The sequence below is a fragment of the Microbacterium stercoris genome, from assembly GCF_017592545.1.
Classification (GTDB): domain Bacteria; phylum Actinomycetota; class Actinomycetes; order Actinomycetales; family Microbacteriaceae; genus Microbacterium; species Microbacterium stercoris.
The window spans coordinates 137,469-164,144 of sequence record NZ_JAGFOA010000006.1 but is presented as its reverse complement, the minus strand read 5'-3'; the positions used below and the strand labels follow the sequence as shown (position 1 = coordinate 164,144).

At 69.2% G+C, this 26,676-nt stretch carries 24 protein-coding genes; 7 read left to right on the top strand and 17 right to left on the bottom strand.

Annotation, left to right across the window (positions count from 1 at the left end; all coding sequences use genetic code 11):
- The first annotated feature begins 42 nt into the window (after positions 1–42).
- Positions 43–2,205, top strand: a complete 2,163-nt coding sequence (gene pknB / locus J5V96_RS14475; RefSeq protein WP_208504611.1) for a Stk1 family PASTA domain-containing Ser/Thr kinase — start codon at positions 43–45, stop codon at positions 2,203–2,205.
- A gap of 76 nt (positions 2,206–2,281) precedes the next feature.
- Here the strand turns inward: pknB and J5V96_RS14470 are convergent, their stop codons facing one another.
- The gene (locus J5V96_RS14470) at positions 2,282–3,631 is read right to left on the bottom strand and encodes a class II 3-deoxy-7-phosphoheptulonate synthase (RefSeq protein WP_208504608.1); all 1,350 of its coding nucleotides are present in this window, start codon (positions 3,629–3,631) and stop codon (positions 2,282–2,284) included.
- Between the two features lie 53 nt (positions 3,632–3,684).
- Positions 3,685–4,437 (bottom strand): lysophospholipid acyltransferase family protein, encoded by a 753-nt coding sequence (locus J5V96_RS14465; RefSeq protein WP_208504606.1) that lies wholly within the window; start codon positions 4,435–4,437, stop codon positions 3,685–3,687.
- A gap of 184 nt (positions 4,438–4,621) precedes the next feature.
- On the opposite strand from J5V96_RS14465, the gene J5V96_RS14460 reads away from it, so the two are divergent.
- On the top strand, positions 4,622–6,451 hold the full coding sequence (locus J5V96_RS14460) for an AMP-dependent synthetase/ligase (protein WP_208504604.1): 1,830 nt from the start codon (positions 4,622–4,624) through the stop codon (positions 6,449–6,451).
- A 60-nt stretch (positions 6,452–6,511) separates the two neighbouring features.
- Here the strand turns inward: J5V96_RS14460 and J5V96_RS14455 are convergent, their stop codons facing one another.
- The 3 genes from J5V96_RS14455 to J5V96_RS14445 form a co-directional block, all read right to left on the bottom strand.
- Positions 6,512–7,003: a peptide deformylase gene (locus J5V96_RS14455; protein ID WP_208504602.1), complete on the bottom strand. Its 492-nt coding sequence runs from the start codon at positions 7,001–7,003 to the stop codon at positions 6,512–6,514.
- Entirely contained in the window at positions 7,000–8,973 is a 1,974-nt protein-coding gene (locus J5V96_RS14450) for a MinD/ParA family ATP-binding protein (RefSeq protein WP_307793664.1), read from the bottom strand. Before J5V96_RS14450 ends, J5V96_RS14455 begins: the two co-directional genes overlap by 4 nt.
- 90 nt (positions 8,974–9,063) lie before the next feature.
- A complete protein-coding gene (locus J5V96_RS14445; RefSeq protein WP_208504600.1) occupies positions 9,064–12,471 on the bottom strand; it encodes a pyruvate carboxylase in 3,408 nt (1,135 codons plus the stop codon).
- A 153-nt stretch (positions 12,472–12,624) separates the two neighbouring features.
- On the opposite strand from J5V96_RS14445, the gene J5V96_RS14440 reads away from it, so the two are divergent.
- Positions 12,625–13,437, top strand: coding sequence for a ParA family protein (locus J5V96_RS14440; protein WP_208504598.1), 813 nt, complete (start codon positions 12,625–12,627; stop codon positions 13,435–13,437).
- Positions 13,438–13,520: 83 nt separating this feature from the next.
- Here the strand turns inward: J5V96_RS14440 and J5V96_RS14435 are convergent, their stop codons facing one another.
- The 3 genes from J5V96_RS14435 to J5V96_RS14425 all read right to left on the bottom strand — a co-directional run bounded on the left by J5V96_RS14435 (position 13,521) and on the right by J5V96_RS14425 (position 15,412).
- Positions 13,521–14,060 (bottom strand): MerR family transcriptional regulator, encoded by a 540-nt coding sequence (locus J5V96_RS14435; RefSeq protein WP_208504596.1) that lies wholly within the window; start codon positions 14,058–14,060, stop codon positions 13,521–13,523.
- Positions 14,061–14,207: 147 nt separating this feature from the next.
- Positions 14,208–14,900 (bottom strand): transcriptional regulator FtsR, encoded by a 693-nt coding sequence (gene ftsR, locus J5V96_RS14430; RefSeq protein ID WP_208504594.1) that lies wholly within the window; start codon positions 14,898–14,900, stop codon positions 14,208–14,210.
- On the bottom strand, positions 14,900–15,412 hold the full coding sequence (locus J5V96_RS14425) for an FHA domain-containing protein (protein WP_372439946.1): 513 nt from the start codon (positions 15,410–15,412) through the stop codon (positions 14,900–14,902). Before J5V96_RS14425 ends, ftsR begins: the two co-directional genes overlap by 1 nt.
- Before the next feature lie 119 nt (positions 15,413–15,531).
- Here J5V96_RS14425 and J5V96_RS14420 point away from each other — a divergent pair, with 119 nt between their 5' ends.
- Together J5V96_RS14420 and lpdA are read left to right on the top strand one after the other, a co-directional pair.
- On the top strand, positions 15,532–16,182 hold the full coding sequence (locus J5V96_RS14420; RefSeq protein WP_208504592.1) for a copper resistance CopC family protein: 651 nt from the start codon (positions 15,532–15,534) through the stop codon (positions 16,180–16,182).
- Between the two features lie 29 nt (positions 16,183–16,211).
- A complete protein-coding gene (gene lpdA / locus J5V96_RS14415) occupies positions 16,212–17,609 on the top strand; it encodes a dihydrolipoyl dehydrogenase (RefSeq protein ID WP_208504590.1) in 1,398 nt (465 codons plus the stop codon).
- A gap of 79 nt (positions 17,610–17,688) precedes the next feature.
- Here the strand turns inward: lpdA and J5V96_RS14410 are convergent, their stop codons facing one another.
- The 6 genes from J5V96_RS14410 to smpB all read right to left on the bottom strand — a co-directional run bounded on the left by J5V96_RS14410 (position 17,689) and on the right by smpB (position 20,970).
- The gene (locus tag J5V96_RS14410; protein WP_208504588.1) at positions 17,689–18,318 is read right to left on the bottom strand and encodes a CYTH domain-containing protein; all 630 of its coding nucleotides are present in this window, start codon (positions 18,316–18,318) and stop codon (positions 17,689–17,691) included.
- Positions 18,315–18,548, bottom strand: a complete 234-nt coding sequence (locus J5V96_RS14405; protein WP_208504579.1) for a response regulator — start codon at positions 18,546–18,548, stop codon at positions 18,315–18,317. Before J5V96_RS14405 ends, J5V96_RS14410 begins: the two co-directional genes overlap by 4 nt.
- Positions 18,549–18,557: 9 nt before the next feature.
- Positions 18,558–19,601, bottom strand: coding sequence for a YihY/virulence factor BrkB family protein (locus tag J5V96_RS14400; RefSeq protein ID WP_208504577.1), 1,044 nt, complete (start codon positions 19,599–19,601; stop codon positions 18,558–18,560).
- A gap of 51 nt (positions 19,602–19,652) precedes the next feature.
- Positions 19,653–20,114 (bottom strand): prepilin peptidase, encoded by a 462-nt coding sequence (locus J5V96_RS14395; RefSeq protein WP_208504575.1) that lies wholly within the window; start codon positions 20,112–20,114, stop codon positions 19,653–19,655.
- A 64-nt stretch (positions 20,115–20,178) separates the two neighbouring features.
- Entirely contained in the window at positions 20,179–20,475 is a 297-nt protein-coding gene (locus J5V96_RS14390; RefSeq protein WP_208504573.1) for a DUF1905 domain-containing protein, read from the bottom strand.
- Positions 20,476–20,493: 18 nt separating this feature from the next.
- Positions 20,494–20,970: an SsrA-binding protein SmpB gene (gene smpB / locus J5V96_RS14385; RefSeq protein ID WP_208504571.1), complete on the bottom strand. Its 477-nt coding sequence runs from the start codon at positions 20,968–20,970 to the stop codon at positions 20,494–20,496.
- 163 nt (positions 20,971–21,133) lie between these two features.
- On the opposite strand from smpB, the gene J5V96_RS14380 reads away from it, so the two are divergent.
- Together J5V96_RS14380 and J5V96_RS14375 are read left to right on the top strand one after the other, a co-directional pair.
- Complete coding sequence (locus tag J5V96_RS14380) at positions 21,134–22,522, top strand: LLM class flavin-dependent oxidoreductase (protein ID WP_208504563.1); 1,389 nt, start codon at positions 21,134–21,136, stop codon at positions 22,520–22,522.
- A gap of 56 nt (positions 22,523–22,578) precedes the next feature.
- Positions 22,579–23,061: a nucleoside/nucleotide kinase family protein gene (locus J5V96_RS14375; protein WP_208504560.1), complete on the top strand. Its 483-nt coding sequence runs from the start codon at positions 22,579–22,581 to the stop codon at positions 23,059–23,061.
- Between the two features lie 66 nt (positions 23,062–23,127).
- Here J5V96_RS14375 and ftsX read toward each other — a convergent pair whose 3' ends face one another.
- From ftsX to J5V96_RS14360, 3 genes are all read right to left on the bottom strand, one after another.
- Complete coding sequence (gene ftsX / locus J5V96_RS14370; protein ID WP_208504558.1) at positions 23,128–24,036, bottom strand: permease-like cell division protein FtsX; 909 nt, start codon at positions 24,034–24,036, stop codon at positions 23,128–23,130.
- Positions 24,033–25,097 carry a cell division ATP-binding protein FtsE gene (gene ftsE / locus J5V96_RS14365; RefSeq protein ID WP_208504553.1) on the bottom strand — a complete coding sequence of 355 codons (1,065 nt, stop codon included), beginning with the start codon at positions 25,095–25,097 and terminating at the stop codon, positions 24,033–24,035. The genes ftsX and ftsE overlap by 4 nt, the downstream gene beginning before the upstream one ends.
- 109 nt (positions 25,098–25,206) lie before the next feature.
- Entirely contained in the window at positions 25,207–26,601 is a 1,395-nt protein-coding gene (locus tag J5V96_RS14360; RefSeq protein WP_208504551.1) for a sugar porter family MFS transporter, read from the bottom strand.
- Between the last annotated feature and the right edge of the window lie 75 nt (positions 26,602–26,676).

The window sequence follows — 26,676 nt, the reverse complement described above, 5'->3', positions numbered from 1 at the left end:
GCCGTTCCCGGGCTCTCAGGACGCCGAAAGTAGAATTCACACGTGAGCACGAGTCAGCAGGTCGATCCCCTCATCGGGCGGCTTGTCGACGGCCGGTACCGTGTGCGCGCCCGGATCGCCCGCGGAGGCATGGCCACGGTGTACGTCGCCACAGACCTGCGCCTCGAGCGTCGGGTCGCGCTGAAGGTCATGCACGGCCACCTCAGCGACGACAGCGTGTTCCAGAGCCGCTTCATCCAAGAGGCCCGATCCGCCGCGCGCCTCGCCGACCCGCACGTGGTCAATGTCTTCGACCAGGGGCAGGACGGCGAGCTCGCGTACCTGGTGATGGAGTACCTGCCGGGCATCACCCTGCGCGAGCTGCTCAAGGAGCAGCGCCGTCTCACCGTCAGCCAGACCATCACGATCATGGACGCCGTGCTGTCCGGCCTCGCCGCCGCGCATCGCGCCGGTCTCATCCACCGCGACGTCAAGCCCGAGAACATCCTGCTCGCCGAGGACGGCCGCATCAAGATCGGCGACTTCGGCCTGGCGCGCGCCTCGTCGGCCAACACCGCGACCGGTGCGCAGCTGCTGGGCACGATCGCGTATCTGGCACCCGAGCTCGTGACACGCGGCACCGCCGACGCCCGCAGCGACATCTACGCGTTGGGCATCCTCCTCTACGAGATGCTCGCGGGCGAGCAGCCCTACAAGGGTGAGCAGCCCATGCAGATCGCTTTCCAGCACGCCACCGAATCGGTGCCGCGCCCGAGCGTGAAGAACCCCGGTGTGCCCGAGCATCTCGACGAGCTCGTGCTGTGGGCCACCGAGAAGGAACCGGACGAGCGTCCGTCCGACGCGGCCGAGATGCTCGAGCGCCTTCGCGAGATCGAGCGCGAACTGGGCATCGCGCCCGTCACCACGCGCTCCTCGCCCGCCTCGTTCGAGACCCGGATCCTGCCTGCGGACAACCCGACGGGTGGCGCGACGAAGATCCTGCCCGGACTGCTGCCGCACACCGCCGAGCTGACGGGCGAGGTGCCCGACGCCGCACCGGCGGCCGACAACACCGCGCGCCTGCGCCGTCGCGCCGAACAGCGGAAGCGGCGCGGTCCGTGGCTCCTCGTGGCAGTGGTGCTGCTCGCCGCTGCCGCCGGCTTCGCCGGGTGGTGGTTCGGCTCGGGTCCCGGATCCCAGGTCGCCGTCCCCGAGGTGCGCGGCCTCTCGTTCGAGGACGCCGCCTTCCAGCTCCAGGAGCGCTCCCTCACCGCGGTGCGCGCCGAGGACGACAGCCCCACGGTCCCCGCCGGCGAGGCGATCCGCACGGATCCGGAGGCGGGCGCACGGATCGACAAGGGATCGGACGTGCAGGTGGTCATCTCGACCGGCGCCGCCGAGGCGGTGCTGCCTTCCTTCGAAGGCAAGACGCTGGCCGACGCCCAGGCTCTCCTCGACGGCGTCTTCATCGCCTACGACGACGCGGAGAACCTGCTGCTCTTCTCCGACGCACCGGCTGACCAGGTGATCGGACTCGATGTCCTCCCGCGTGGCAGCGAGGAGCGCATCGACTGCTTCGCCGGCTGCACGGTCCACGAGGGCGACACCGCCGACTTCATCGTCTCGCTCGGTCCCTTGCCGGCCGCGGTCGGCATGCCCATCGCCGACGCACAGGCCGCTCTCGCCGACGCGGGTCTCGACGTCACCGTGAACAAGGAGTTCTCGGGCGACTCGGCCGCCGGCACGGTGCTGCGCATCGAGCCGCGGGCGGAAGAGGGCAACTGGCGCCCCGGCGACGCCATCACGCTCGTCGAGTCGCTCGGCCCCCTGCCGGATGTCGCGAACATGCCGGTCGCGCAGGCGCAGCAGGTGCTCACCGACGCGGGCCTGACCCCCAGCGTCACAGACGAGTACCACAACACCGTGCCGTTCGACGCGGTCATCCGGGTGGAGCCGCGCGCCCAGGAGGGCAATTGGCGTCCCGGAGATGCGATCACCATCGTCCGCTCGCTCGGCCAGCAGCTGTTCGAGGTTCCGGACGTGAAGGGCCTGACGCGCGACGAGGCCGTCGCCGCTCTCTCTGAGCATTTCGAGGTCGCGGGTGTGGTCTTCCCGTGGAACATCGCCGTCAACAGCCTGACCGAGGTGAAGAAGCAGTCGGTCAAGGCCGGGTCGCAGCATCCCGCCGGCACGGTGGTCGAGATCACGATCGACGTCCGGGACTGACACACGGCGCGCATCACGCCCGCCCGCAACACGAAGGGCCCCTGCCTCGCGGCAGGGGCCCTTCGTCGCAGGCGGGTCAGCGCTTTTCGAGCTCCTCAGCCACGAGGAAGGCCAGCTCGAGCGACTGCATGTGGTTCAGACGCGGGTCGCACAGCGACTCGTAGCGCGTCGCGAGGGTGGCCTCGTCGATCTGCTCCGAACCGCCGAGGCACTCGGTGACGTCATCGCCCGTCAGCTCGACGTGGATGCCGCCGGGGTACGTGCCGACGGCGCGGTGGGCCTCGAAGAAGCCGCGCACTTCGTCGACGACATCGTCGAAGCGACGGGTCTTGTAGCCGTTGGGGGTCGTGATGCCGTTGCCGTGCATCGGATCGGTGACCCACAGCGGCAGGGCGCCCGAGTCCTTCACCGTCTCCAGCAGCGGGGGCAGCGCGTCACGGATCTTGCCGGCGCCCATGCGGGTGATGAACGTCAGGCGACCCGGCTCGCGCTCGGGGTCGAGCTTGTCGATGAGCTGGAGCACCGTCTCGGACGAGGTCGTGGGGCCGAGCTTCACACCGATGGGGTTGCGGATCTTCGAGAAGTAGTCGACGTGCGCGCCGTCGAGCTCGCGCGTGCGCTCGCCGATCCACACGAAGTGCGCCGACGTGTTGTACGGCAGATTCGTGCGCGAGTCGATCCGCGTCATGGGGCGCTCGTAGTCCATGAGCAGTCCCTCGTGACCCGTGTAGAACTCGACGCGCTTGAGCTCGTCGAAGTCGGCGCCCGCGGCTCCCATGAACTTGATGGCGCGGTCGATCTCGGCCGCCAGGCGCTCGTACCGGTGGTTCGCCGGGTTGGACGCGAAGCCCTTGTTCCAGGAGTGCACCTCACGCAGATCGGCGAAGCCGCCCTGCGTGAAGGCGCGGATGAGGTTCAGCGTCGAGGCGCTCGTGTGGTACGCCTGCAGCAGACGCTGCGGGTTCGGCGTGCGTGAGGCCTCGGTGAAGTCGTAGCCGTTGGCGATGTCGCCCCGGTACGCCGGCAGGGTCACGTCGCCGCGCGTCTCGTTGTCATTGGAGCGGGGCTTGGCGAACTGTCCCGCCATACGACCCATCTTGATGACGGGCATCGAGGCGCCGTACGTGAGGACGACGGCCATCTGCAGCAGCGTCTTGACGCGGTCGCGGATCTTGTCAGCCGTCGCGCCCGCGAACGTCTCGGCGCAGTCGCCACCCTGCAGGAGGAACGCGCGCCCCTGGGCGGCCTCCCCCAGACGGTGCTTCAGCGAGTCGACCTCGCCGGCGAAGACGAGCGGCGGAAGCTGCGACAGCTCGGTCGAGACGCGCTCGACCTCGGCATAGTCCGGCCACTCCGGCTGCTGCTTGATCGGGAGGGAGCGCCATGCATCGAGGGCGCTCGGATCATGAAGAGCCGTGTGCGTCATGACTGAATTCTAGTGGGGCGTGGGAGGTCCCGAAGACCGCCCGATCCGGCTCGTCAGCCGGCGGGGGCGGCGTCCGTGCGGGGCAGCGAAGCGCTCGCGTCCACGAACGGCGGCTCGACGGCCTCCGCGCCCGATGGCTTGTTGCGCTTCGACGATGCGTAGACGTCCTCGTAGCGCTGCTGGCCGAGCTGCTGGAGCGCGATCATGATCTCGTCCGTGACGGAGCGCAGCACGTAGCGATCGTTCTCCATGCCGGCGTAGCGCGAGAAGTCGAGCGGCTTTCCGATCACGATGCCCACGCGCACCACACGCGGGATGTTCCTGCCGATCGGCATCATCGTGTCGGTGTCGACCATGACCACGGGCACAACGGGCACCTTGGCCTCCATGGCCATACGCGCGATGCCGGTGCGTCCGCGATACAGCACGCCGTCGGGGCTGCGGGTGCCCTCGGGGTAGATGCCGAGCAGCTCATCACGGCCGAGCACCTGCAGCGCCGTGTTCAGCGCGGCTTCGGATGCGGATCCGCCGGAGCGGTCGATGGGGATCTGGCCGGTGCCCTTCATGAACCACTTGGTGGCCCAGCCCTTGATGCCGCGACCGGTGAAGTACTCGGCCTTCGCGAGGAACGCCACCTGACGCTCGATCATCAGGGGAAGGAAGATCGAGTCGGCCACCGACAGATGGTTGCTGGCGAGGATCGCCGCACCGGACGGAGGGATGTTCTCGGCGCCGATGATCCACGGCCGCCAGATCGCCTTGGCGATCGGACCGACCACGATGTACTTCATCAGCCAGTAGAACACGGGGGTCAGTCTATGCGGGCCCACACCGCGGCTCGATTTGACGGCATCATCACATGATCAGCGCGTCATTCTCGCCGACATTGTCGAGTGGATCCAGGTCGCCGCCTCCTCCCGTCTCCGCGCCTGTTCGCAGCTAGGATCGAGCCGACGGGGCCCACCCAGTCCCGGTACCGAAGGAGTTACCGTGATCGAGTTCTCGACACCGCCGCTTGTCCGCCATGACCCTGATCTGAACATCGGCGGCCTTCTCGCGGATCGCGTCCGCGAGACGCCCGACCGCGCGCTCTTCGCCGTGCCCGACGGCGATGGCTGGCGCGATATCACCGCGCGGCGCTTCGAGGACGAGGTCATCGCACTCGCCAAGGGGTTCGTCGCCGCCGGCATCCAGCCCGGCGACCGCATCGGCTTCCTGGCGAAGACCACGTATGAGTGGACGCTGGTCGACTTCGCCCTGCACTACGCCGGAGCGGTGATGGTGCCGGTCTATGAGACGAGCGCGCCCGCGCAGATCCAGTGGATCCTGTCTGACTCGGGAGCCGTCGGCCTGATCCTCGAGACGGCCGAGCACTTCGCCTCCTATGAGGAGGTCGCCGCCGAGCTGCCTCTTGTGAACAACGTGTGGCGCATGGACCAGGATGTGCTCGCTGAGCTCGCGCGCAGCGGCGAGGCCGTGGACGACGCCGAGATCGAGCGTCGGCGCTCGCTCGCCAAGGCGTCCGACATCGCGACCATCATCTACACCTCGGGGTCGACCGGGCGCCCCAAGGGCTGCGTCCTCACCCACGCGAACTTCGTGGACACCGCCCGCAACGCGGCCGAAGCGCTGACCGATGTCGTGCACCAGCCCGACGCGTCGACCGTGCTGTTCATCACCACGGCGCACGTCTTCGCCCGGTTCATGTCGGTGCTCTACATCCACGCGGGTGTGCGCACGGGCCACGAGCCGAACACCAAGAACCTCGTGAAGACCCTGGGCTCCTTCAAGCCGAGCCTGCTGCTCGCCGTGCCGCGCGTCTTCGAGAAGGTGTACAACTCGGCCCAGCAGAAGACCGAGGCGGAGGGGAAGGGCAAGATCTTCCGCGCCGCCGCCGCGACCGCCATCGAGCACTCGCGCCGTCTGCAGGACGGCGAGAAGATCGGCCTCGGCCTGAAGATCAAGTTCGCGCTCTTCGACAAGCTCGTCTACTCGAAGCTCCGGGCGCTGATGGGCGGCCGCGTCACCCACGCGGTGTCGGGATCCGCTCCCCTGGGTCCGCGCCTCGGCCACTTCTTCCACAGCCTCGGCATCACGATCCTCGAGGGCTACGGCCTCACCGAGACCACCGCCCCGGCCACGGTCAACCTTCCGGCCATGCTGAAGGTCGGCACGGTCGGCCCGGCCCTGCCGGGCGTGAGCCTCCGCATCGACGACGAGGGCGAGGTGCAGGTCAAGGGCGTCAACGTGTTCCGCGAGTACTGGCAGAACCCCACGGCGACGGCCGAGGCCTTCGACGGCGAGTGGTTCAAGACCGGTGACATCGGCTCGTTCGACGAAGACGGATGCCTCACCATCACGGGCCGCAAGAAGGAGATCCTGGTCACCGCGGGCGGCAAGAACGTCGCTCCCGCGGCACTCGAGGATCCGATCCGTGCGAACCCCATCGTCGGCCAGGTGGTGGTCGTCGGCGATCAGAAGCCGTTCATCTCCGCGCTCATCACGCTCGACCCCGAGATGCTTCCGGCCTGGCTCCACACCCACGGCGAGAGCGGCGACCTCACGCTCGAGCAGGCCGCGAAGAGCCCCGTGGTGCGCGCCGAGGTGCAGCGCGCCATCGATGCCGCCAACAAGAAGGTCTCGCGCGCGGAGTCGATCCGCAAGTTCACGATCCTCGGCACCGAGTGGACCGAGGCGAGCGGACATCTCACGCCGAAGCTCTCGATCAAGCGCAACGTGATCCTGAAGGACTTCGCGCACGAGGTCGATGACATCTACGCGGCAGGCGACGCGACCAGCAACCTCTCCGTCGCGGGCTGACGCACAAGGGAGAAGGCCCGATCCGGATCATCCGGGTCGGGCCTTCTTCGTGTGCTCAGGTCAGAACCAGTCGCTCTCGCGGACCGCCTTCATCGCCTTGGCGCGCTCCTCCTTCGGGAGGCGCTGCAGGTAGACCATGCCGTCGAGGTGGTCGGTCTCGTGCTGCAGCATCTGGGCCATCAGCCCCTCGCCCTCGAGCACCACGGGCGCTCCGTCCAGGTCGATGCCCTCGACCTTCGCATAGGGGTGGCGCAGCGCGTCATGCCAGAGGTTCGGCACCGAGAGGCACCCCTCCCCCGTGGGCTGCGGCTCGCCCCGCACCTCGACGATGCGGGGATTGAGGATGTATCCGATCTCGCCGTCGACGTTGTAGCTGAACGCGCGCAGGCCCACACCGATCTGCGGCGCCGCCACACCGGCGCGGCCCGGCAGCGCCACCGAGTCGAGCAGATCCTGGACGAGAGCGCGAACGCCCTCGTCGATGGTGGTGATCTCCGCGCTCGGAGTGCGCAGCACGGGGTCGCCGTAGAGGCGGATCTCGCGGACGGTCACGCCTGGCGTTCCCGACGCAGGCCGTCGACGACGCGAGCGGCGAGGTCACGCGCGGCATCGCGGGTCGTGGGCTGCAGATCGCGATAGACGATCGCGGCACCGGTCGCGAGAGCACGGTCGTAGGGCAGGTGCACGATCGATCCCACGCGGCTGCCGAAGTGCACCTCCAGCTCGTTCAGGCGCACCATGGGCGTGCCCTCGGACTGCTGGTTGAGCACAACGATGGCCTGGCGCGCGAGGTCTTCGTAGCCGTTCGACTCGAGCCAGGTGATCGTCTCGGAGGCGAGGCGCACCTCGTCGAGGTTCAGACCCGTGACGATGATCAGCTGATCGGCGTGCGCGAGCGTCGCGGCCATCACCGAGTGGATGATGCCGGTGCCGGTGTCGGTGAGGACAAGCGAGTAGAAGTGCTCGGCGACGTCCGCGACGCGAGCGTAGTCGTCCTCGCCGAAGGCCTCCGCGATGCGCGGATCCGGGTCGGATGCCAGCACGTCCAGTCGCGTCTCATCACGAGCGACGAAGCGGGAGATGTCGTTGAAGCCGCGGATCTCCGTGGCCTTGTGCACAAGGTCTCGCACCGTCTTGTCGGTGCGCTTCGCGATGCGATCAGCCAGGGTGCCGCGATCCGGATTCGCATCGATCGCGATCACGCGATCGTCGCGGCCGTCGGCGAGCGCCATGCCGAGGAGGGTCGTGACCGTGGTCTTGCCCACACCGCCCTTGCGGCTCAGGACCGGGACGAAGCGCGTCTCGCCCGACAGCGGCGCCGCCACGCGGGCCTCGATCGCCTTGCGGGCTCGCACGCTGCGGCTGTCACCGAGGTTGAGCTTGCCACCCGTGAGGCCGTAGATGAATTCGGGCCAGGCACCCTCGGGCGCGGCCTTGGCCACACGACTCGGGTTCAGCACGCGGTCGGCCGTGAGCAGATCGCTGGACTCGCGCTCGGCGTTCTTGCCGAGGTCCTCGAGGCGGCGGGCGGTCATGGTGATGGCTCCATTCGTGGGCGTCTGCGTCTCCAGCTCCTGCGCCGGGCGGGTCGCAGCGGACTCCTCGGCCCAGATCCGGGCGAAGGACTTCTGCTTGTCGGCGTCGGCTGCGGCGGGAACGACGGCGGACGCGTCGTCGCGCTCGTCGGCCAGCAGCGCATCGAAGTCGCCCCCGGCCGTCGCGTCGGGCTCGGTGGCCTCGGGCTCGTCGGTTGCCGTCTCCGGCTCGTCTACCTCGATCTCGTCGGCCGCGAGCTCATCAGCCGCGAGCTCCTCAGCCTCGGGCTCGTCGGCCTCGGGCTCGTCGGCGTCGGCGTCGACGTCGGACTCATCCGGCACGTCGCTCTCGGCGATGCTGGCGGCGTGCTCAGCGGCGAGCTCGGCCGCAGCGGCGCGCCAGGCATCGACCCTCGCCTGCCTGGCTGCCTCGGTGGCGTCCGCACCTCGGTCGTCGTCCTGGGCGCCCGGTTCCTCCGCGGGCTCGTCGATGCCATGCTCGGCCGCGTCGTCGGCTGTCTCCAGCACCTCGACGGTCTCCGCTTCGTCGCCCTGATCCGCGTCCGCGACGACCACGACCTCGATCACCTCGACGGTCTGCTCGGCCTCGTCACCGGTCGCGGCATCAGCACCCGCGCGCACCACGGAGACGACATCGTCCTCGATCTCCCCCGTAAACGCCCGCTCCTCGTCGCCGGGCGTCGCGGCTTCCGCGTCCGCCGGCTCGTCGAGGTCGTCCTCCGAGCGGTTCTCGCTCGGCAGCTCGATCACGATCCCGCCGCTGCGGATGTCCCCGGGCTCGAGCTCGTCGTCGACGACCTCGTCGTCCGGCTCCTCCAGGCCCGAGGGCAGCAGCACACGCACCTGAGCGGTGTGCGGTGTGAGGATGCCGATCGCGGAGGTGTCGAGGGCGGTGTCGGCCAGGACGCCGTGGTCGTCGCCGTCCACGGCCTGCGATTCGGGATCGGTCGTGATCTTCTTCACCACTACGGGTTCACTCCAACGGTGCTGCGGCTTGCGCAAAGGGCGAGAGCCCGCGCGGCCCCGCGGATGCGGGACCCCACGGGCTCCCCAAGGTTACTTGTCGGTGCTGATGACAACCAGGAGGTCGCCGGCGTCCACCTGCTGTGTGGCGCTGATCGCCAGACGCTCCACCACACCGGCGTTCGGCGAGGTGATGGCGGCCTCCATCTTCATGGCCTCGATCGAGGCGACGGCCTGGCCCGCCTCGACGCGGTCGCCCACGGCGACCTTGAGGGTCACGACGCCCGAGAACGGCGCGGCGACCTGCCCCGGCTTCGAGGTGTCGGCCTTCTCGGCGCTGATCACCTCGACCGAGATGCTGTTGTCGCGAGCGGAGACCGGACGCAGCTGGCCGTTCAGCGTCGCCATGACGGAGCGGAAGCCCTTCTCGTCGGGCTCGCCGATGGCCTCGAGCCCGACCAGCAGGTTGACGCCGCGCTCGATCTCGACGACGTGCTCGCCGCCCTGCTCGAGGCCGTACAGGTAGTCGGCCGTGTCGAGCACGGACAGGTCGCCGTACGTCTCGCGCGCGGCCTCGAAGGCCTTGGTGGGCTGCGGGAACAGCAGACGGTTCAGCGTGGAACGACGCGTGGCGGAATCGCCGTCGAGCGCGTCCTGGTCGGCCGCCTCGAGAGGCGTGACGCCGGGCTTGATGTCGCGCCCCGCGAGCACCTTCGAGCGGAAGGGCTCCGGCCATCCGCCGGGCAGATCGCCCAGCTCGCCGGCCATAAAGCCCACGACCGAGTCGGGCACGTCGTACTTGTGCGGGTTCTCGGCGAAGTCGGCGGGGTCGGCCTTGACCGCGGCGAGGTGCAGCGCGAGGTCTCCCACGACCTTCGACGACGGGGTCACCTTGGGCACACGGCCCAGGATGTCGTTCGCCGCGGCGTACATGTCCTCGATCAGCTCGAAGTCGTTCGCGAGACCGAGAGCGATCGCCTGCTGACGCAGGTTCGACAGCTGGCCTCCGGGGATCTCGTGCTTGTACACGCGTCCGGTCGGCCCGTCCAGGCCCGACTCGAACGGCTTGTACTGGTGGCGCACGGCCTCCCAGTAGGGCTCGAGGTCGGACACCGCCTGCAGATCGAGACCCGTGTCACGGTCCGTGTGCGCGAGGGCGGCCACCAGGGCCGACAGCGAGGGCTGGCTCGTCGTTCCCGCCATCGGGGCCGAGGCCGCGTCGACCGCGTCGGCACCGGCCGCGCTGGCGGCGAGCAGCGTCGCCAGCTGACCACCCGGGGTGTCGTGCGTGTGCACGTGCACCGGCAGATCGAAGCGCTCGCGCAGGGCGGCCACCAGCTTCGAGGCTGCCGCCGGACGCAGCAGACCCGCCATGTCCTTGATGGCCAGGATGTGCGCACCCGCATCGACGATCTGCTCGGCGAGACGCAGGTAGTAGTCGAGTGTGTAGAGGTCCTCGGCGGGGTTGAGCAGGTCGCCCGTGTAGCAGAGGGCGACCTCGGCCACGGAGGTGCCGGTGTTCAGCACCGCGTCGATGGCGGGGCGCATCTGCGAGACGTCGTTGAGCGCGTCGAAGATGCGGAAGATGTCGATGCCCGAGGCGGCGGCCTCGCGGACGAACGCGTCGGTGACCTCGGTCGGGTACGGCGTGTAGCCGACCGTGTTGCGGCCGCGCAGCAGCATCTGGATCGCCACGTTCGGCAGCGCCTCACGCAGCTTGTCGAGACGCTCCCACGGGTCTTCCGCGAGGAAGCGCAGCGCGACATCGTAGGTCGCGCCGCCCCAGGCCTCGACCGACAGCAGCTGCGGCGTCAGGCGAGCGACCGCCGGAGCCGCGGCGACGAGGTCCTTGGTGCGCACACGCGTGGCGAGCAGCGACTGGTGGGCGTCGCGGAACGTCGTCTCGGTCACCGCGAGGGCGGTCTGCTCGCGCAGGGCCTTCGCGAAGCCGGCGGGACCCAGCTCCTGCAGCCGCTGGCGCGAACCCGCCGGAGCGGGGACGCTCACATCGACGGCCGGGAGCTTGATCGACGGCTGGTACGACAGCGGGTTCTCGCCGTTCGGCTTGTTGACCGTGACGTCGACGAGCCAGTTGAGCACCTTCGAGCCGCGGTCCTTGGAGACGCGACCCTTGAGCAGCTCGGGACGCTCGTCGATGAAGGACGTCGACAGGTCGCCCACGACGAACGCCGGGTCATCGAGCACCGCCTGCAGGAAGGGGATGTTCGTCGAGACGCCGCGGATGCGGAACTCGGCCAGAGCACGACGGGCGCGCGCCACGGCCGCACCGAAGTCGCGACCGCGCACGCTGAGCTTGGCCAGCATCGAGTCGAAGTGAGGGCTGATCTGCGCGCCCGCCGCTGTGGTTCCGCCGTCGAGGCGGATGCCCGCGCCGCCGGGCGAGCGGTACGTGGTGATCTTGCCGGTGTCGGGCCGGAAGCCCTGCGAGGGGTCCTCGGTCGTGATGCGGCACTGCAGGGCGGCGCCGCGCAGGTGCACGGTGTCCTGCGAGAGACCGAGGTCGGCGAGCGACTCGCCCGAGGCGATCCGCATCTGCGACTGCACGAGGTCGACGTCGGTGACCTCCTCGGTCACCGTGTGCTCGACCTGGATGCGGGGGTTCATCTCGATGAAGACGACCTCGCCCGTGCGGGGTCCGGCGGTCTCGAGCAGGAACTCGACGGTGCCGGCGTTCTCGTAGCCGATGGACTCGGCGAAGGCGACCGCGTGACGGTGGAGGTCCTTGCGGATGGTGTCGTCGAGGTTCGGCGCGGGCGCGATCTCGATCACCTTCTGGTGCCGGCGCTGCACCGAGCAGTCGCGCTCGAAGAGGTGGATGGTCGCGCCGGTCTTGTCGGCGAGGATCTGCACCTCGATGTGCCGCGGGCGCAGCACGGCCTGCTCGAGGAACATCCGCGGGTCACCGAAGGCGCTGCCCGCCTCGCGCATCGCCTCGGCCAGTGCGGGGGCGAGCTCGGCCTTGGTCTCCACGCGGCGCATGCCGCGTCCGCCTCCGCCGGCGACGGCCTTCGCGAACAGCGGGAAGCCGATCTCGTCGGCCTGGGCGACCAGAGCGTCGATGTCGTCGGACGCCTCGGTCGAGCGCAGCACGGGCACGCCGGCCTTGATCGCATGCTCCTTCGCGGTCACCTTGTTGCCCGCCATCTCGAGCACCTTCGACGAGGGGCCGATGAAGGTGATGCCCGCGGCGGCGGCCTTGGCGGCGAGATCCGGGTTCTCCGAGAGGAAGCCGTAACCCGGATAGATCGCGTCGGCACCGGACTCCACGGCGACGCGCACGATCTCGTCGACATCGAGGTACGCGCGGACCGGGTGGCCCTCGGTGCCGATCCGGTAGGCCTCGTCGGCCTTCAGCCGGTGCAATGAGTTGCGGTCCTCATGCGGGTAGACAGCGACCGTGCGCGCGCCGAGCTCGTAGGCGGCGCGGAAAGCGCGGATCGCGATCTCGCCTCGGTTTGCGACAAGGATCTTCGAGAACATGGGCGCCCTTCTGTTCTGGCCAGGCAGGTGGGGACATGCCGGGTCGGAGCGGGAGTCTCCCAACGGAGCAGACTCGCCACCGTGGGGAATTCATGGGGCGACTGTGAGTCGCCGACCTGGTTCCCAGCATACGGCGTTGTAACGTTGGGGATTGTGCACGTACTCAGCGTCAGTTCCCTCAAGGGAGGTGTCGGCAAGACGACCGTGACCCTTGGTCTCGCCTCCGCCGCCTTCGCCCGATCGCTGCGCACGCTCGTGGTCGATCTCGATCCGCAGGCGGACGTCTCGACCGGTCTCGATGTCCAGATCGCCGGACGCCTCAACATCTCCGACGTCCTCACGAGTCCCAAGGAGAAGATCGTCCGCCAGGCGATCACCTCCAGCGGATGGACTCGTGTGCACGACGGCACGATCGACGTGCTGCTCGGCAGCCCGTCGGCCATCAACTTCGACGGGCCGCACCCGACGGTGGCGGACGTGTGGAAGCTCGAGGAGGCCCTGGCGTCGATCGAGGCCGAGTACGACCTCGTCCTCATCGACTGCCCGCCGTCTCTCAACGCGCTCACCCGCACCGCCTGGGCCGCCAGCGACCGCGTGATGGTGGTCACCGAGCCGGGACTGTTCTCCGTGGCGGCCGCCGACCGCGCCCTCCGCGCGATCGAGGAGATCCGCCGCGGCCTCTCCCCCCGCCTTCAGCCGCTCGGCATCGTGGTCAACCGCGTGCGCCCGCAATCGGTCGAGCACCAGTTCCGCATCAAGGAGCTGCGCGACATGTTCGGCCCGCTGGTGCTCGAGCCCCAGCTGCCCGAGCGCACCTCGCTGCAGCAGGCACAGGGCGCGGCGAAGCCGCTGCACGTCTGGCCCGGCGAGTCGGCTCAGGAGCTGGCGGCCGACTTCGACGCGCTCCTTGACCGGATCATGCGCGCGGGCCGCATCACCGATCCTGCCGAAGAGACATCCGAGTAAGACCCCCGACATGAGGAAAGCCCCGCTTCGGCGGGGCTTTCTTGTCGTTGCGGCGACCGGCAGCGGGCATCGCCCGCAACACGTCAGGCGGTGCGCTTGGCGCGACGCTGAGCGAGTTCGTCGACGGCGTCGGGCATCGTCGCCTCGAAGTCGACGAGCGTCGCCTCGACCTCGTGGAGCACCTTGCCGACGGCGATGCCGAACACGCCCTGTCCGCGGCTCACGAGGTCGATGACCTCGTCGTTCGACGTGCACAGGTACACGGAAGCCCCGTCGCTCATAAGCGTCGTTCCGGCGAGGTCGCGGATGCCCGCGGCGCGCAGCTGCTCGACGGCGGTGCGGATCTGCTGAAGCGAGATCCCGGTGTCGAGCAGGCGCTTGACGAGCTTCAGCACGAGGATGTCGCGGAATCCGTAGAGGCGCTGCGAACCGGATCCGCTCGCGTTGCGGATGGTGGGCTCGACGAGTTCGGTGCGGGCCCAGTAGTCGAGCTGGCGGTAGGTGATGCCGGCCGCGCGCGCGGCCACCGCGCCGCGGTAGCCGGCCTCCGGGTCGAGCTCGGGGAGACCGTCGGTGAAGAGGAGATCGGTCATGCCGCGATCGTCGCGATCGTCAGCGTTCATGGGTCCTCCTCGGGGTGGGTGTTCCTCCACCGTATGGGAGGCCCTCGACACCGGCAATGACATCCGTCCGTTCGTGAACGCGTGTCGCGAACGCGTTACCGAACAGTGACCTTCAACAAGAGGTTAAAACCTGGGCGCTCCGCCGACTCAGTCGACGAGTCGTCCGAGAGCGTCCTTGACGAGGATCGTGCGCACCTCGTCGAGGCGGGACGCGAGCTGCGGCGCGAGCTCGCTGGCCTTGGCGCGAGAGGCCGCATCCGTGCGGCGCAGCAGCGCCGAGAGGGCCGATTCGACGAGGGCCACCTCGCGCTCGGCACTCTGGCGCAGGCCGCGAACGTGCCGGGGCTCGATGCCATGCCGCGACAGAGCGACGAGCGCGCGGAGCAGAGCGAGCGCCTGATCGTCATACGAGTCGGCCGCCTTCAGGAGCCCCGTGCTCACAGCGTCGTTCAGCAGCTGGGGCGCAGCCCCGGCCTCGCTCAGCAGCTCCTGACGGGAGTGGCGGCGTGCCGCCGGGTGGATCGACGCCGGAAGCGGCGGCAGAGCGGTCGCTCGCCCCGCCTCGACGTCGTCGAGGTGCTCGCGGATCACCTGCAGGGGCATGTAGTGGTCGCGCTGGAGCGTGAGTGCAAGACGCAGTCGCTCGACGTCCGCAGGCGCGAACTTGCGGTAGCCCGAGGCCGTGCGCTGCGGCGTGACGATGCCCTGGACCTCCAGGAAGCGCAGCTTGCTGGAGGTGAGCGCCGGGAACTCGGGCGTGAGCTTCGACAGCACCTGACCGATGCTGAGCAGCCCGGCAGGCCGGCTCGGGAGCGGCTCCCGCGCGGCGGCTGGCGCCATCAGGCGCCCTGCCCCGATCCGTTCTGACCCGGCGCGGCCAGGTCCTGCGGAGACACGAAGAAGTGGAGCCGGAACTTTCCGATGCGCACCTCGGCGCCGTTGCGCAGCTCGGCGCGGTCGACACGCTCGCCGTTGACGTACGTGCCGTTCAGCGAACGCTGGTCGACGATCTCGAACGACGTGCGGTGACGCGTGATCTCGGCGTGACGACGCGAGACGGTGACGTCATCGAGGAAGATGTCCGCCTCAGGGTGACGACCGGCGGTGGTGACGTCGGTGTCGAGGAGGTAGCGGGCGCCGGCCGTGGGGCCCGAGCGCGCCAGCATCAGCGCCGAACCCGACGGCAGCGCCGAGATCGCATCGCGCTCTGCGGGGCTGAGCTCGCCCGCGAACGGCACAAAAGACAGATCGGAGTCGTGCCCGAACGTCTGGGTCGAATCGCCCGAGCCGTCGTGGCCGAACCCGTCGCCGCGGTGAATCGGCGAACCGGCGCCGTACTCGTTCTGTGACACGTCTTCCCCTCCTTTCGGACCAGCCTAACCGATCCGTTTACCGAGATCACAAGTCGGTCACGGCAGTCCGGGCGGGTCACGCGGCCGACGGTCAGGATGACGGGGCTAGCGTGGACGGCATGCCCGTCGCGCGCACCTCGCACCTGCACCGTCTGACGACTATCGGCCTCGCGGCCCTCTTCGTCATCATCGGATCCCTCGGCGTGGCGGGGCCCGCGGCGGCCCACGATGCCCTCGTGCCCGAGGCATCCGATCCCGTGCCGGGTTCGACGATCGAGGCCATGCCCGCGGAGATCACGCTCGCCTTCTCGTCGGAGCTGCTCACGATGGGCCCGGCCGACACGATCATCGAAGTGCTCTCCCCCTCCGGCGAGGCCGTCTCCACCGGGGACGCCGAGGTCAACGGCGCTCTCGTCACGCAGGCGATCGGCGAGGCCACCGAGGCCGGCACCTACACGGTGAACTGGCACGTCGTCTCGAGTGACGGGCACCCCACCGAGGGCACCTACACCTTCAGCGTCACGACCGCCGCCGCTCCGTCGGCCGAGCAGACCGATCCCCCGGCCGCAACCGAGGAGCCCGCCGCGACCGAGGAGCCCGCAGCGACGACCACCCCCGTGGCAGCACCCGACGACGAGGCATCCGCGCCCGACGCGTGGCCGTGGATCCTGCTCATCACCGCGGCCATCGTGGTGGTGGCGGCCGTGCTGCCGCTGGTGATCCGTCGCGGACGGGACGGACGCATGAACGGACCGTCCGGCCAGAGCTGAGGAAGCCGCGCGGCGACTAGGCTGGAGCCATGGCTCATTACGACCTCGTCATCCTCGGCGCGGGTCCCGGCGGCTACGTCGCGGCCGTTCGCGGCGCGCAGCTCGGACTCAACGTTGCGATCATCGAAGAGAAGTACTGGGGCGGCGTCTGCCTCAACGTCGGGTGCATCCCGTCGAAGGCGCTGCTGAAGAACGCGGAGATCGCCCACACCTTCACCCACAAGGCCGACCTCTTCGGCATCTCGGGTGACGTGCACTTCGACTTCGGCAAGGCGTTCGACCGCAGCCGGACGGTCGCCAACACCCACGTCAAGGGCATCCACTTCCTGATGAAGAAGAACAAGGTCGTGGAGTACGAGGGCCGCGGCACGTTCACCGGTCCGAAGGCGATCTCGGTCGCCAAGGCGGACGGCTCCACCGAGGAGCTCACGTACGACAACGTGATCATCGCCACCGGCTCGAAGGTGCGCCTGCTTCCGGGCGTCACCCTCAGCGAGAACGTCGTGACCTACGAGGAGCAGATCCTCTCCCGCGAGCTCCCCGAGTCGATCGTCATCGTCGGCGCCGGCGCCATCGGCATGGAGTTCGCCTACGTGCTCTCGAACTACGGCGTGAAGGTCACGATCATCGAGTTCGCCGACCGCGCTCTTCCCAACGAGGACGTCGAGGTCTCGAAGGAGATCCAGAAGCAGTACAAGAAGTACGGCATCGAGATCCTCACCTCGACCGGCGTCAAGACGGTCACCGACAACGGCTCGTCCGTGCACGTCACCTACGCCTCGCGCGACGGGGTCGAGGGCGAGATCACCACCGGCAAGGTGCTGATGGCCGCCGGCTTCGCGCCGAACATCGAGGGCTTCGGTCTCGAGAACACCGGCGTCGCGCTCACCGAGCGCGGCGCGATCGAGATCGACGACTACATGCGCACGAACGTCGAGGGCATCTACGCCATCGGCGACGTGACCGCAAAGCTTCAGCTGGCCCACGTGGCCGAGGCGCAGGCCGTCGTCGCCGCCGAGACCATCGCCAAGGCCGAGACCCAGACCCTGGGTGACTACCGCATGATGCCGCGCGCGACGTTCTGCTCGCCGCAGGTCGCCTCGTTCGGCCTCACCGAGGAGCAGGCGCGCGCCGAGGGCCGCGAGATCAAGGTCGCGAAGTTCCCCTTCAGCGCCAACGGCAAGGCGAACGGCCTGGGCGAGCCCGTCGGCTTCGTCAAGCTCATCGCCGACGCCGAGCACCTCGAGCTCATCGGCGGCCACCTCATCGGCCCCGACGTCTCGGAGCTGCTGCCCGAGCTCACGCTGGCGCAGAAGTGGGACATCACGGCGCTCGAGGCCGCTCGCAACGTGCACACGCACCCGACGCTCTCGGAGACCCTGCAGGAGGGCTTCCACGGCCTTCTGGGGCACTTCATCAACATGTGATGAGGCCCGGCGCGCGACGCGCGCCGTGACCTGCAGAAACGGCCCCCGGAATCCGGGGGCCGTTTCGCGTCATGTGGACTCAGAACCCGAGCGCGCGCGCCAGTTTCGACGCCGAACTCGCGGGACGCGCTCCGGCGCGGTGCGCGGCTTGGGCTACCGCGGCGAAGAAGCTCTCGCGCGCGGCGCGGTCGGCAGGGGCGGCGGCACCCAGCTCGACCTCCCACTCGTGCCATTCGCGCTCCACGCCCTGGCGCAGGTCGACGGCATGCACGTGATCGTCCACGAACTCGGCGAGCACGCCGCCCGCCTCGTCACGCAGCTCGTAGGCCGTGCGGTCGTTGACGATGCGCGCCAGCGGGCTCAGTGCATCCTTCGTCCACCGGGCGAGCTCCTCGGCCACGGCCGCAGGAGGCTCGTCGCCTTCTCCGATCGGCCAGCCGAGCTCGGTGCGGCCTCCGTCGACCAGCGGGCCCTTGATGTGCCATCCGGCGTCCGGACCTCCGCTGCGACGGCGCAGGGCCACGCCCTGACGTCCGAGGGCCCCATCCGCCGTGTCGAGATAGAGCGCATCCAGATGCCGCTCCTCGCCCGCCGTCACGGACGCGACGCCCGGCACCGCCGTCCAGTCGGGCACAGGGGTGCCCGCGTCGACATCGAACTTGCGCTCGACCTCGATCGAGCGGGAGGGGGATCCGTCAGCGCTGCTCACTCGCCGGGCCGGACATCGTCGTCGCCGGGGGTCACTTCCTGCGGCTCCGAGGCGAAGCGGAACGCGACCTGCGTCGGGCCGTCGTCCTCTCCGGTTCTCTCCGCGGCGCCGTCGCGCTCGTAGACGAGCTGGCCCTCCGAGTACGGGAGGATCAGCTGATCCTGATCGGGGTCATCCAGGGGCAGGACCTGTCCGTCGAGGGGTCCGCCATGCAGTCGTGCGATCGCCATGGCCCCACCCTAGTCCCGCGGATCCTGTGCGCCCGGGGGGCTTGACGCGCGCTCCTTCTCCTCGGCATCGCGCGCCTCCTGCAGTTCGCGCACCGCGGTCTGCACGGCCGATTCAGCACGACGCACCTTGCGCTGCGCGAAGGTCTCCGCGCCGAACCGCTCGCGCAGATGATCGTGCTGCTCGTTGACCCCGACGATGATGTACGCGCACGCGATCAGCACGACCTGGACGGAGAGATTCACCCACAGCAGCAGCGCGATGAGCACCGCGAACGTTCCCAGCAGAGGATTGCGGGTGGCTCCCCCGACGAACAGGCCCGACAGCTGCTGGAGGACGATCAGACCCACCGCGCCGATCACCGCACCGGGCAGCACCACACGCAGCGAGGCCTTCATGCCGGAGAGCATCCAGAACATGATCGCGATCAGCGCTGCGTCGAGCACCAGCGTGACGATGATCGCGATGGCGCGTGTGATGAACACCGCGATGCCCGACTCCGAGATGCCCACCCACTCGAGCAGCGTGGTGACCAGCGCGGTGCCCATGAACGTCGTCACCGCGGCCGCGACGATGAGGGCGGCGAGGATGAGGGCGAAAAGCAGGTCGCGCACGATCAGCAAGATGGGCGACACGGCCTGGTGCGTGGTGCCGGCCGTGATGCGGATCGCATCTCGGAGCGCGGCGACCGCGCCGATGGCGGCGAAGAGGAGCGCGACGAGGGAGATGATTCCCGTGATCGTGAACTGGGCGGGCTGATCCAGCAGCACCCCCGGATCGACGAGGTAGCCCTCGCCCTTGCCCACGAGGCCCGGGATGACGTTGTTCACCGCGGAGACGAGCGCGTCGAACAGCTCCCGCTGGCCCGCCAGCCACACCGCCGCGATCGAGAAGCTCAGCAGCACCGCCGCGGCGATCGAGAACAGGGCCCGGTACGTGACCGCGGCCGCCAGCAGGGGACCCTTCTGCTCGGAGTACAGCAGATAGGCCCTGACCGGCTTGCGTACGAGCGCCCACGCGATGAGCGCCTTCACCTTCTCGATGATCCCCGCCATGCGGCCACGCTACCCGGCGGCCACGAGCCCGCGCGGAGGGTTGACACCGGGTCACACCAGCAGACCCGCCCACGCACCGGCGAGCATCCACGGGCCGAAGGCGATGTGCGTGTCGCGGCGGGCGCGCCGCAGCGCGAGCAGCGCGACCGCGTGCCCCCCGCCCAGCACGAAGGCGAGAACCGCGCCCACCGCGAGCTCGGCCCACCCGTGCCAGCCGAGCACCACGCCGACCAGCGACGCCAGCTTCACGTCTCCCCCGCCGAGGCCTCCCGGAACCAGCAGGCGCAGCGCGAGGTAGGACGCGAACAGCACCACCCCCGCGACGGCGGCGCGGCCGATCCGGCTCGGCTCGGCCAGACCGAGCAGCAGAGCGATCCCCGCCGCCGACGGCAGCACGATCGCATCGGGCAGCCGGTGCTCGCGCACGTCGATGCGGATCAGCCACAGCGACACCGCCAGGAACGCGACGTGCGCGACCAGCGCGACCAGCGCGAGCGCATCCGATCCGGACATCCCCACCTCCCCGCTCGAGGTTAGGGAAGATCCCGGATGCGCTCTGTGGGGGTGTGGATAAGTGTCAGAGCTCGAGCACGTCGAGGTGCACGTGCGCGGTGCCGCCCTCCACCAGGTTCTCCCTGTCTCGCACGGCCTTCTTCAGCGGCAGCGCGTAGGCGTCGCGTCCCGGGAAGATCGAGGTGCGCCAGGTGGTCGTGCCGATGCGGGCCTCGACGCGCAGCGATCCGAACCCGCGTGGCGGGGCGGGAAGCTCACGCAGATCGTGCGAGATCTCGGCCGGGACGTTCACGAAGAACCACGACTCCGTGCGAGCCTCCCACCGGTAGACCTCGGCCTCGAAGGAGATGCGCACGCCCATGCCGACAGGCTAGCGAGGTCACTCCCCCATGCGGTTGCGCGTGCGCATGGCGCGCTCGGCCTCGCGCTTGTCCTGCCGCTCGCGCAGGGTCTGGCGCTTGTCGTACTCCTTCTTGCCCTTCGCGACGCCGATCTCGACCTTCGCGCGGCCGTTCAGGAAGTAGAGCTTCAGCGGCACCAGCGTGTAGCCGCCCGCCGAGACGGCGTGGCTGAGCTTGACGATCTCGTCGCGGTTCAGCAGCAGCTTGCGGATGCGCTTGGACGAGTGGTTGGTCCAGCTGCCCTGCGAGTACTCCGGGATGTGCACGGCGTCGAGGAACACCTCGTTGCCGTTGATGTACGCGTAGCCGTCGGACAGGTTCGCGCGCCCCTGGCGTAGCGACTTGACCTCGGTGCCGGTGAGCACGAGACCCGCTTCATAGGTCTTCTCGACGTTGTACTCGTGGCGGGCGCGACGGTTGGTCGCGACGATCTTCTCGCCCTGTTCCTTCGGCATGTGCTCACCTCCTGCAATCGTGCACAGCCCTTCAGCCTACCGCGCGGCGCACCGATCCGGATCCGCGGCGCACGCGAGCGTTCGGAGCGGGTGCCGCGCGGCGACTGTGACGCAGCATGACCGCGAGATTGCTCCTGTCGGAACCCGCCGGTTCGATACAGGGATGACCCGTGTGATCCGCTTCAATGCCTTCGACATGAACTGCGTCGCGCACCAGTCGTCCGGACTGTGGCGTCACCCGAAGGACCGCTCGCGCCAGTACAACACTCTCGAGTACTGGACCGAGCTTGCGAAGCTGCTCGAGAAGGGCACCTTCGACGGCATCTTCATCGCCGACGTGCTCGGCACCTACGACGTGTACGGCGGCACCAACGAGGCCGCGATCCGCAACGGCGCGCAGGTGCCGGTGAACGATCCGATCCTGCTCGTCTCGGCGATGGCGCTCGTGACCGAGCACCTTGGATTCGGGATCACCGCCGGCACGGCTTTCGAGCACCCCTATCCGTTCGCCCGCCGACTCACGACCCTCGACCACCTCACCAGGGGACGCGTCGGATGGAACGTCGTCACCGGCTACCTGCCCAGCGCCGCGCGAAACATGGGGCAGGAGGACCAGCTGAAGCACGACGACCGCTACGACCACGCGGACGAGTACGTCGAGGTGCTGTACAAGCTGTGGGAGGGGTCGTGGGAGGACGACGCGGTCGTCGAGGACCGCGAGAACGGCGTGTTCACCGATCCCTCGAAGGTGCACGCCATCGGTCATCAGGGCACGCACTTCACCGTGCCCGGGATCCACATCTCGGAGCCCTCGCCGCAGCGCACCCCCGTGATCTACCAGGCGGGCGCCTCGCCGCGCGGCGTGCGATTCGCCGCAGAGAACGCGGAGGCGATCTTCGTCGCCGCGCCGTCGAAGGAGGTGCTCGCCGGCACGGTGAAGCGCATCCGCGACGCGCTGGAGGCCGCCGGGCGCGACCGTTACGACGCGAAGATCTACACCCTGCTGACCGTCATCACGGCCGCCACCCACGAGGAAGCCGTCGCCAAGCACGAGGAGTACCTGCAGTACGCCAGCGCAGAGGGGGCGCTGACGTTCATGTCGGGCTGGATGGGCGTCGACCTCTCGCAGTACGCCGAGGACGAGCCCGTCGGCAACGTGGAGTCGAATGCGATCCAGTCGGTGCTGCACCACCTGCAGGAGGAGGCCGATCTCGGCCGCGAGTGGACGGTCGGCGACCTCGGCCGCCACAATGCCATCGGCGGACTCGGACCGACGATCGTCGGATCGGGCGAGGAGATCGCCGATGAGCTGCAGTCGTGGGTCGAGGAGACCGACATCGACGGCTTCAACCTCGCCTACGCGGTGACCCCGGGAACCTGGGAGGACGTCATCGAGCATGTGATCCCGGTGCTGCGCGAGCGCGGCGCCTACCCGGAGGCCTATGCGCAGGGCACCCTGCGCCAGAAGCTGCACGGCTCGGGCGACCGCGTGAAGGACACGCACCGCGTCGCGCGGTACCGCTACACGGCGTCGGCGTCGGCGTCGGCATAGGCGTCAGTCGCGCGCGATTCGCCCCGGCCGCCCCGCCGGAGTGGGATGCTGGGCGCATGACGGAGACCCAGAGCACCGCACTGTTCGACGCGCTCGTGGCGGATATCACCACGCGCGCCGCGAGCGGACGGATCCTGATCGCGATCGACGGTCCCGACCCGGAGGCCACGGGTCGCTTCGCTGACCACGCCGCAGCGGCGCTGCGCGATGCCGGCCGCACCGCGGAGCGCGCATCCGCCCCCGGCGAGGTCTACCGCCACGATGCCGACTGGAGCGGGCTGCGCGCCACGCTGAGCGCGTTCCGCACGGAGGACGGCGACGGCTATCTGCTCGTCGACGGTCGTTTCCTGCTGAGTCCGGGCATCCGTGGCGCCTGGCACATCAAGATCTGGCTCGAGGGCGATCTCGAGCTGTCGCCGGAGGCGTACGCCGAGCAGCTGAAGTACGTGCGAGACGAGGGGCCCCGTGCCCACGCGGACGCGATCTACGACGTCACCGACCCCGCGCTGCCCCGGCGCGTCTGGGGCGACTCCTGCTGACCGGCTGACGCGGGGCGACGTCCCGCGCGCCCCGGTCCTCGGAGGCCTCGGCCCGCGGGCCGGAGCTCAGGCCCGGAGCCAGCGCCGGATGGCGAAGCCCGCCGACAGGGCCGCGAGGATCACGCCGATCGCGACGACGACGGGCACCACCAGGAACGCATCGCCGAGTCCGACCCACGGGATCGTGCCCATGCGCTCGGTCAGGTATCCCTCGACCCCGAACTTGACGCCCACGAGCACCGCGCCGCTGGCGAGCAGCGAGCCGATCAGGGCAGCGACCACGCCCTCCAGCACAAACGGCGTCTGGATGAAGCGGTTCGAGGCACCGACCAGGCGCATGATGCCGATCTCTCGCCGACGCGCATACGCCGACAGGCGGATCGTCGTGGCGATCAGCAGCACGGCGGAGATGAGCATCAGCCCCGCGACTGCGATCGCCCCGTAGGTCGCGATCGTCAGCGCCGAGAACAGCGGATCGAGGTACTGCAGCTGATCCTTGATCTGCTCCACTCCCTCCTCACCGGTGAACGCCTCGACGATCACGTCAGAGCGGGTCGGGTCCAGCAGCGTGATGTGGAACTCGGCGCTGGTCTGCGCCTCGCTGAGGACCCCGGCGTTCTCGGGGAAGTTCTCCACGAATGAGGCATACGCCTCGGCGGGAGACAGGAAGGTGTACTCCTGGATCAGCGGAGACAGCGTGCTGCCCTCGAGCTCTGCCTTGACCGCCGAGATCTGCTCCTCGGTGGCGGCGCCGCCGGTGCACGTCTCGCCGACCTTGAGGTCGGAGCACATGTAGACGTCGACCTGCGCGCGGTCCTGGAAGTAGTCGCGCATCGTCGCGATCTGCGCCTGCATCAGGATCGCGGCGCCCACGAAGGTCAGCGACACGAAGGTCACGAGGATGACCGACACGACCATCGACGCATTGCGGCGCAGGCCGGTCAGGACCTCGGAGAGGATCAGTCCCACTCTCATGTCGTCGGGCCCACCTCGTCGTCGCCTGCCTGAAGCCCGAGGCGATCCGCCATGCCGAGCTCCTCGATGTCGATATCTGTGCTGCGCCGGGGCTCGTCGCGTTCCTCGGGAGCGGGCGTCTCCGGTGAGGCCTCCTCCTCGGCGGCCGACGCCGGGACCGGCTGGGGCGCGGGATCCGGCACCACAAGCGGCTCGGGTGCGAGAAGCGGCTCGGAGGAGATGATCGCCTCCTGCTCCATCGGGGTGGCGTCACGCAGCTGAGGGATCGCGCCCGTGGGGTTCGCGACCGCCTCGCGGTGGACATCGAGCACCGAGGTCAGCGCCGCGATCGCGGCCGTCCCGCGCTCGATCTGAGGCTCGAGCGTCTTGATGCCCGAGCGGTCGCCGTAGCCGCCGTGGCGCTCATCACGCACCAGCTGACCGCCCTTGAGCTCGATCACACGGCGCTGCATCTGGTCGACGAAGGTCGCCTCGTGCGTAGCGCAGAGGATGGTGGTGCCCGAGGCGTTGATGCGCTCGAGGAGCATCATGATGTCGACCGACGTCGCCGGGTCGAGGTTTCCGGTGGGCTCGTCGGCGAGGAGCACCTGCGGACGGTTCACGATGGCGCGTGCGATGGCGACGCGCTGCTGCTCACCACCGGACAGCTCGTGCGGGAAGCGCTTGGCCTTGTCGGCGAGCCCCACCAGCTCGAGCGCCTGCGGCACGGCCTGCTTGATGAACGCGCGGGAGGATCCGATCACCTGGAGGGTGAATGCGACGTTCTGGAAGACCGTCTTCGACGGCAGCAGGCGGAAGTCCTGGAAGACCGAGCCGATGTGGCGGCGGAAATAGGGGGTGCGACGATTCGACAGCGTCTTCGTGTCGCGTCCGAGCACAACCACGCGGCCGTCGCTCGGGGTGTCCTCTCGGAGGATCAGCCGCAGACAGGAGGACTTGCCGGATCCCGAGGCGCCCACGAGGAAGACGAACTCCCCGCGCTGCACCTCGAAGTCGACATCGTCGAGGGCCGGTCTGGCGGTCCCCCGGTATCGCTTGGTGACGTGTTCGAACCGGATCATGGCGTACCGAGACTAAGCGCCGCCTTCCGCGAGCCCGGGAGCGACACCCGCGGATCCGGATCCCCTGCCGCAGGTATTCCGGTTCTCCTGCGGCAGGGGGCGGTCATGCTCAGCGCATGTCCTCCAGCTCCATGCCCTTCGTCTCGCGGACCTTCCACCACACGAACACGAGGGACGCGAGGGCGCACGCCGCGTAGAGGCCGTAGGCGAACGAGAGGCCGATGCCGCTCAGCACCGGGAAGGTCGTCGAGACGATGAAGTTCGCCACCCACTGCGCCGCCGCGGCGACCGCGAGAGCGCTCGCGCGGACACGGTTCGGGAACATCTCGCCGAGGAGCACCCACACCACCGGGCCCCAGGTGGCACCGAAGCCGATCACGAAGAGGTTGGCCGCGAGCAGCGCGACCATCGACCAGGGCCCCTCGAGCGTGACCTCGCCGCCGACGACGGTGGCGAAGGAGAACGCGACGGCCATGGTGCCGAGCGCGACGGTCATGATGATCGAACCGGCGATCAGCAACGTGCGTCGTCCGACCCGGTCGACGAGCAGGATCGCGACGATCGTCGCCAGGATGTTGATCACGGAGGTGATCACCGACGTGAGCAGGGCGCTGCTCTCGTCGAAGCCGACGGAGCGCCAGAGCGTGGTCGAGTAGTAGAAGATCACGTTGATGCCGACGAACTGCTGGAACACCGACAGCAGGATGCCGACCCACACGATCGGCCGGAGCCCGAGGGCGCTGCCGCGCAGGTCGCGCAGCGACTCCTTCTCCTCCGACTCGAGGGAGTCGCGGATCTGCTGGATCTTGAGGTTCACGTCGGTCACGCCGCCGAGGTCGAGCAGCACCTGCGAGGCCTTGTCGACATCTCCCCGCAGCACCAGGTAACGCGGCGACTCCGGCAGACGGAAGGCCATGATGCCGTAGACCAGCGCGGGCACGGCAGCGACGACGAACATCCAGCGCCATGCGGGGATGCCGAACCAGAGCACCTCGGCGGCGCCGCCCGAGAGACCCGCGAGCCAGGCGTTGGAGAGCAGAGCGGCGAAGATGCCGGTCACGATCGCGAGCTGCTGGAGGGATCCGAGCCGGCCGCGGATCGCGGCCGGTGAGACCTCGGCGATGTAGGCCGGCACGATCACCGAGGCGGCTCCGACGCCCAGACCGCCGACCACGCGCCAGATGATCAGGTCGACGACGCCGAAGGCGAAGCCGGAGGCGATCGAGGAGACGAGGAACAGGATCGCGGCGATCACCATCACGGGGATGCGCCCCCAGCGGTTCGCGATCGATCCGGCGAACCACGCGCCGACCGCGCATCCGAGCAGGGCGCTCGAGACGGTGAAGCCCTCGATCGCGCCGTCGATCCCGAAGTCGTCGGAGAGCGCGACGACGGCGCCGTTGATCACGGCGGTGTCGAATCCGAACAGGAAGCCACCCAGGGCTGCGGCGAGGGCGATGCCCGTCACCCGCGCATTCACGCGTCGATATGCCGTCTCGGTCATGTGTCCAGCGTAAAGCGGGTCGGAGTGCCGCCGGTCTCCCGCACGGACGCGCGGTCGCGTGCGAGGGGGCCGCTT